The sequence below is a fragment of the Hydrogenophaga sp. 2FB genome, assembly GCF_005503365.1.
Taxonomy (GTDB): domain Bacteria; phylum Pseudomonadota; class Gammaproteobacteria; order Burkholderiales; family Burkholderiaceae_C; genus Hydrogenophaga.
On the sequence record NZ_SCML01000104.1, the window covers coordinates 1 to 6,591 of the forward strand.

Annotated in this window: 8 protein-coding genes; 7 read left to right on the forward strand and 1 reads right to left on the reverse strand. The window is 58.2% G+C overall.

The genetic code is table 11. The features are described 5' to 3' along the window. Positions 1 to 31: 31 nt before the first annotated feature. The 7 genes from FFS09_RS30145 (at position 32) to FFS09_RS30175 (ending at position 5,696) form a co-directional block, all read left to right on the forward strand. Positions 32 to 979, forward strand: coding sequence for a hypothetical protein (locus tag FFS09_RS30145; RefSeq protein WP_137922587.1), 948 nt, complete (start codon positions 32 to 34; stop codon positions 977 to 979). Next, entirely contained in the window at positions 976 to 1,659 is a 684-nt protein-coding gene (locus FFS09_RS30150; protein WP_137922588.1) for a hypothetical protein, read from the forward strand. Before FFS09_RS30145 ends, FFS09_RS30150 begins: the two co-directional genes overlap by 4 nt. Positions 1,660 to 1,712: 53 nt before the next feature. After that, positions 1,713 to 1,994 carry a hypothetical protein gene (locus tag FFS09_RS30155; RefSeq protein WP_212745189.1) on the forward strand — a complete coding sequence of 94 codons (282 nt, stop codon included), beginning with the start codon at positions 1,713 to 1,715 and terminating at the stop codon, positions 1,992 to 1,994. Positions 1,995 to 2,091: 97 nt separating this feature from the next. After that, positions 2,092 to 2,403 carry a hypothetical protein gene (locus tag FFS09_RS30160; protein ID WP_137922589.1) on the forward strand — a complete coding sequence of 104 codons (312 nt, stop codon included), beginning with the start codon at positions 2,092 to 2,094 and terminating at the stop codon, positions 2,401 to 2,403. A gap of 164 nt (positions 2,404 to 2,567) precedes the next feature. Further along, positions 2,568 to 3,656 (forward strand): hypothetical protein, encoded by a 1,089-nt coding sequence (locus FFS09_RS30165; protein ID WP_137922590.1) that lies wholly within the window; start codon positions 2,568 to 2,570, stop codon positions 3,654 to 3,656. After that, positions 3,649 to 4,551, forward strand: a complete 903-nt coding sequence (locus FFS09_RS30170; protein WP_137922591.1) for a hypothetical protein — start codon at positions 3,649 to 3,651, stop codon at positions 4,549 to 4,551. The genes FFS09_RS30165 and FFS09_RS30170 overlap by 8 nt, the downstream gene beginning before the upstream one ends. Before the next feature lie 32 nt (positions 4,552 to 4,583). Beyond that, positions 4,584 to 5,696, forward strand: coding sequence for a hypothetical protein (locus FFS09_RS30175; RefSeq protein ID WP_137922592.1), 1,113 nt, complete (start codon positions 4,584 to 4,586; stop codon positions 5,694 to 5,696). Positions 5,697 to 5,765: 69 nt separating this feature from the next. Here FFS09_RS30175 and FFS09_RS30180 read toward each other — a convergent pair whose 3' ends face one another. Next, positions 5,766 to 6,290 carry a hypothetical protein gene (locus tag FFS09_RS30180; RefSeq protein ID WP_137922593.1) on the reverse strand — a complete coding sequence of 175 codons (525 nt, stop codon included), beginning with the start codon at positions 6,288 to 6,290 and terminating at the stop codon, positions 5,766 to 5,768. Between the last annotated feature and the right edge of the window lie 301 nt (positions 6,291 to 6,591).

Sequence of the window (6,591 nt, forward strand, 5' to 3'; positions counted from 1 at the left end):
CCCGCCTGCACCAGCCCCGAAGGACCCTTCCATGGAGTACCAGCAGATCCTCTTATCACTGCCCAACCTTGAGGCAGATCGGGCCGCTGCGGCCGCCCGCATCGAGGCGCACCAGAAACGAATCGCGCGCGAGACGGTGGAAGCGGTCAGCGACGTGTTCGAAAGCGAGTTGAAAAAGTCGCTCGCTCACACCTTCGTGATGGTTTCCAGTCAAACCCTAGCCGAGCTCGGGGTGCTGGACAAGATCGGGCGACACCTCATCGGCGCATCGCTGCCCAAGCGCTCAGCCCATTTCGAAGCAGCAGTAACCCTATTAGCGCAGCAGCACGATACGGTTCACCAAAGGGACCTGTATGGTGCATTGTTCCAGGGGAATGTCTTCTATGGCGGCTCGCGCCACGACCCACTTTCACAACTCCCCCTGGCTCTGGAAGTGGAGGATCTGGCGTTCGCTGACGACGACAAGCCCCGTGCTGAGAACCAGGTGCGTTTCGTCCACCTGGCCACTTTCAAGCGGCTACATGCGCTGCTGGGCGAACTGGTCCAGCAGGACAAGACTTCGCCAGATGTCATTTCCCCTGCAGACAATCCCAATGAGCTGCTCGACGCGAAGAGCTTTGCGCAGCGCATGGGCGCCACAGACCAGACGGTCTACAACCGCGAGAAGGCGGGCCTCATCATCTCGGTGTTGCCCCCCAAGCGGATGAGGAAACGCGGCTTCCCCAGTTTCCAGCTCAGCCCACGGCTCAATCAGGAGTTGCACCAGCTCGCGATAGCCATGTACCGCTCCCATGGGCAGGACATGACGTTCTACTGGCACTTCCTGCGCACGCGCCACCAGGATTTGGGCGGCAGCACGGGAGTGGAGTTTCTGCTCAACCGGATTTCTGATCCGAGCCTGCTCGATCTGGAACAGAGCGAGCGTCAGGCCATTTTCCTCGCGCTGGCCGAGGAGGACATGCTTAGGGCCAGTGCGTGAGCTGGTACACGCAGGCGACGGGGATTGAGATCCCGACCCGTTTCGGGCCGCTCCCAGGCTTCGCCTTGCCAGCGGACGCCAGGCTGTACCGCATCTACCGCCACGTTGATGCGGATTGGTCTGCTGCGCCGGAGGCGCACCGCAAGGGCAGGGTGGACCCCCCACTGCCTGACAGTTCTTCCTATGGCCTGCTGTACCTGGCGGACTCCCTGGTGACGGCGGGATTCGAGGCGCGCATCCTGCGACCGATCAAGGATGCCGATGGTCTCAACGACATAGAAATCGAGCCTGAGCCGTTGGATCCAGTAACCGGCCGGGCCCTCAAACCCCCGCCCATGACGGCGGTGCACACGACCAAGCAGCCAATCGTGTTCGTCGATCTCGAATCGCCCGATATCGCCAGGGCCGCCGGGTTAGGGATTGGCCGCCCAGTGCCTCGCATCGACAAATGGCGAAAACTCACTTTGTGGGTCCATGATCAACTGATCGTGCCGGGCGACGGTAATTCGATCTTGCCTCTGGTGGGCGCGACCTACATATCCAATGTTCAGGACTGCGATGGCAGAAACTTCGTGGTGTTCGAAGGGCGCCGGGACGCTCATATCCACCGGGGTGTTCCGCCCGAATCCCAAACGCCCTTGGATGTACCCGGGCTGCAGGCGCTTTGGGAAAACGCCTGAGAGAGCATCCCGCCTCACCTTGACATGATTTGGCAGGCTGCTACCTTTGGAAGATGGTGGCCGAACTCATGCTCTGTGCCACTTTACTCAATTTCCGCACTCTTGAAGTGAAAGCGACTGCGATGCCGAAAAGTTCCCAGCTTACAAACCGCGACCACGCCAACATGGACGCATTTCTGAGTCATGTGCTGGATGACTTCAAAGCAGGCCATCTTTCCAAGAAGGACCTGACGCTTGGGCTCGTGCACGTCATTTCTGCCATCGACTGTGGGAACGTCGATGAGGCACGCACCTGGTTTGAACAGGGCCGAAAATTGATCCGGCAAGGCAGCTGAGGGAGCGCAGCGCTACTCTGGCGCCTTTCGTCCAGCCAATCGCACGAAAACTCTTTGGCTTTAGCTTTACGGCCACGACATTCGAAAAGGAACACTCATGGCATCCGAACTGACTCCTCCGCCATTGCGAGTCGTTGATCGTGATCTGCTGCGCAAAGAGTTCGCGGCCATCGAGGCGAGGCAGGCTGTCCTCACCGACCAGGGTCAAAAGCTGATGGCCCGCATTCGGCCAAGTTCCAAGTACCACGGTCAGGGTGAAGAGGGCGCCTTGTTCGCTGTCTGCATCGGCCCGCGTGGGGACTACAGCGTATTCGGCGGCCCTGGTGGGCAATATCGCCTTTCGGATGTCGACCTTTTTGCTGTCTTTGACGAGACCAGGCCTCCGACCCAGATCACATTCGAAGACTGAAACGTCGCCTCCTGCTTGCCAAACAGTTCCTGGGGCGGTGGGGAGCGACTGCGGCGTGGCGAGTGTTGCTCACATCATACGCTGTGCAGCGTATTAATGCCTTTGGGGATATCATATTCTCAAAAGCCATCATACGCTGTACAGCGTATAAACCCACTTAGAACATGCATCCTGAGCGACGACTTACCGAGAAGCTCCTGACCGAGTTCACGTCCGTACTGCGCGATCGACTCAATATCGATGGCATTCACGCGGAGCATGAACCACGTTTCGGTACCGGCGGCGCAGACCTGGTCTTGAGCATCCCCGTTGATGGCGTGAGCGTCAAAGTGGTGGTTGAAGTCAAAAGGAACGCGTTCCCCCGCGACATCGAGTGGGCACGTCTGCAACTGGAAGGGCTGGCGAGAGAGGACAGCACCATTGATCAAAAGATGGTCTGGGCCGAGTCGCTGAGCGAAGGAGCGCGAAAGTCCCTGGAGGACTTGGACATCGGCTACTTCGACGGCAGTGGAAGCATCAGTCTCAAGCTAAACCGTCACCACATACTCATCGACAGGCCCCCGATCAAGCCCCTTTGGCGCGAGGTTGGCACCATCTTCACACCTGAACGGGCGAGAGTGCTGCATGCCCTGCTGCGGGGGTGGGATAGCTGGCGCACCGGCGTTGATCTGGCTGAGGTCTCTGGCGCGAGCCCCAATACCGTCTCCGTCCTCCTGCGCGAGCTGGAGAAGCGCGGCATAGTGCAAAGTGAAGGAAGCGGTCGCAGCGTGCGTCGCCAGTTGGTCCAGCCAGATGCACTTCTTGATGCGTGGGCGGACCACTGGGCAGAGGGCAAGCGGCGCAAGTCGCGATGGTTCGCTTTCGCCCAAAACCCTGGGACCTTGGCTTTGCGTCTGGCATCGCGATTGCTCCAAGACCACGATGAATGGGCCTTCACAGGCCAGTATGCGGCCAACTGCGTCACCCCTCTTCTGACGGCCGTGAATGGTTTCGACATCATCGTCCCCATGGGTATGGCCGAGGCCTTCGCCGAGGATCTTGAGCTGAAAAGAGCCGACAAGGGGTTCAACGTCACACTCCACGAATGCGAAGACTTCGCCTTGCAGCATCGAATCCGGCTGCCCGATCGACATGGTTGGTTTGCCAGTCCCGTGATCCAGTACCTGGAGCTGGCCAACGAAGGTGGGCGGAGCAAGGAACTGGCAAATGAGCTGAAGGAAACTTGGATCGTGAAGGGCGAGAACCATGGCTGATATCAAACCGGCGACCGCCGCGGGCTACTCGCGTGAGGTCACTGACGCCTGCGAGCAGGCCTTGGTCACTGTGCTGCAGTGCATGGGCACCCTCAAAGATACGGTGCGCTTGGTTGGCGGCTTGGTGCCGAGGTACCTCACCCCTGAGCAACCCCCTGAGGTTCCGGCGCATGCTGGGACGTCCGATCTCGATCTGGTCATTGACTTGGCCGTCATCGCTGCTGGCGAAGACTACGCGCCAATTTCAGTTCGGCTCAAGGAACGTGGTTTCGAGAGGATGCCGCTGGACAAAGGTGGGGTCTCATCCTGGCAGTGGGTGGCCAGGACGCGGGACCAGCTTCTCGTGAGGGTGGAATTTTTGTGTGATGCCGCCGAGGATGAGGTTCGAGGCCTCAAGTCTTTGGGGGCGGAGTCAATCTCTGTCATGGCCATGCCGCACATGTCGATCGCCCAGACCCAGTACGAGACGAAGGAAGTCAAAGCGTCGCTCCTCGACGGCAAGGGCATGGCCGTGGAGCGCGTGCACTACGCGAATCACCTTGCCCTTGTGGTGCTCAAAGCTATTGCCTTTGATCAGCGTGGAGCGAACAAGGATGTGGGCGACCTGATTCACGTGCTGCAGTACGGCCCGGATTTAGATGATGCTGCACGTTCATTCGCAGAAGCATATGTCCATGGTGCACACCGCGCCTCGCTAGAGAAGGCCATGGATTGTCTGCGTCGAGGATTTTGCAGTCATGCCGATACCGATGGACATTTGATGAAGGGCTCGGCCGCGTACGGGGCGTTTCACCAACCAGATGACGCAGATGCTCGCGTTGAACTTCAGCGGCAAGCCAGTGCGCTGGTTTCGAAGTACCTTGAGCTTATCGACCAAGCGCTTCACAAGCGCTGATCCCGGCGTCGACAACTAGACAGGAGAGCGGGATGATGACATCCACGGTGTATGAGATCGATGTGCCCGGCCTTGCCGTTGACGTGTCGAACTGCCTGCCAGACGAGTCTCACAGGGCGTTGGTTCAATGCTTGCGGAGCTTTGAGCAGCTTTCAAGCGCCAAGCTGGTCACTTCACGTGGTGGTGATGGCAGTTATTACCTTGCACGTCGAAAGGTGTTGACGCGCGACGGCGTCCTGGTGCGCGACGACCACAAGGAATGGGTCGCGGAGCAGCTGCTGCTGGATGGCGGTGATGCCGGCAAAACCTACAAGCGACTTCGGGACCAAGGCTTTCTCTTGAGCAAATGCGAGCTCACAACGCTGTACCTGGTGCAAGACAAGCGAACGGAGAACCAAGCTGAATTTATCCAGGTGACGATCAGGCAGGAGGACGAGTTCATAGACGCTCGCGCTTTCGACAAATGCTCCTGGTCCGTACCGAAGACATTGCAGGATCTGTTACATGAACTGGAAGGAGAAACGCTTCCAGCTGCGGAACGTCGACGGATCAGGCCACCCACTTACCAGTTGGACGCGGTCGTTGATGTCGATGCATTCGTTACCGAGACAGAAAAGATCGATGCAGGGCAACGGGCCAAGTTGCGTGGCTTCATCTACACAGTATCCGATGCATCCCCGGATCGGGCGAGTGCCGCTACGAGCGCAACGCATGACGAGCTGTTCCCGGGCTGGGATAGCCAGCCGCACAAGTCCCGGCGCTTCTTCAATGACTGGGAGATGTCCAGTGCCGGTCGTAGCGGAGCAAGGCTGTGCGATCACTGGGTAGTGCAGCTTTCCGATTGGACCGATCCCAAGAACGGCACGCGTTACCTAAGTCTGGTGCCGATGTGGTCCTTCGCACAAAAGCTCGCAGAGGTGGAGCCGAATAAGGGTGACACCTACGCCCACTTCGGCAAGTTGCAGACGCTGGATCGACGAGTCAAAGTACCTTTCGCCTGGTACTTCTACATGCTGCACGGCAATCGCGTGCACGACGGCTCTGCGAAACGCGTGCTTGCGGACGCTGAATCTGGGCTGATCGTACTTGCCGAGCATGACTATCGTGTGCTGAAGGCCTGGAATCAACATCGCTATGGGTTCTAGGAGCGTGGGTGCGGTGCGCTCGACTTCAGGTTGTTGTGCGAACGGCGGTGAGGCAGCAGGATGTCTCACTTAGTTCGCGAGCTCATTGGCGCGGTCCAGTGACCTCTGCAGCGGTTCTCTCATTTGTACGTGAACGAAGGTTTGAAATCCGTCTGGCAGGTCTTGTGACGGTGTGCTTTCGGGTTCCCTATCTCCCCATGCTCCGGGGTTGAGCAGGTAGTAGTGAAAGATGCCAGCCATCTCGACCGGATCTCTAACGATGTAGCGACTGGTGATGCAACGATAAAACGCCAGTCCTTGCTCAGGGTGGACGTTAGGCATTCCGGCGAAGTAATCTTTCAGCTGTTCGTCGAGAGCCTGATAAAGCTTGTGAACATTCAGTGAACGGTTATTTCTCAGTGACAAGGCCACGCCGCCCTGCGTCATGCCTACTTGGAGCGCATTCCGTTCGGCGATATAGCGGTGCGTCTCGACACCGAGGCGGCGACACCAATGCACGGCTTCAGGGTCTACCTCCAAGCGAGTTGCTGCCTCCACAAGTTCGCGAGCAACCTTGGCTGGATCCTTGGAACGGAAAAGTGAGAATAGTCCCATAGTGGAATACGTTCTGGCATTGCCGCTCGATATGGTTACTGTCTGGGATCGCGCTTCCCCTGCGCTGGGGAAGATACCCCGAAAACCTCTTCGTCCGTAAGCTCTCGAACCTTTGACAGACTACCTGTTGGTGCTGCATCGGGAAGATCTTCGAAAAGGCCATGGGCTCCCGACTTGACTGGCTTTGAGGGGTCGATTTGTTTTCGTTGTCAAAAGTGACGGTAGGAGATCGAGCACTGGCGTAGGGGTGGCCTGCCAAGCCATTGATTTCATTGGGTTTCCTGTTGATTTTTTTGATCGC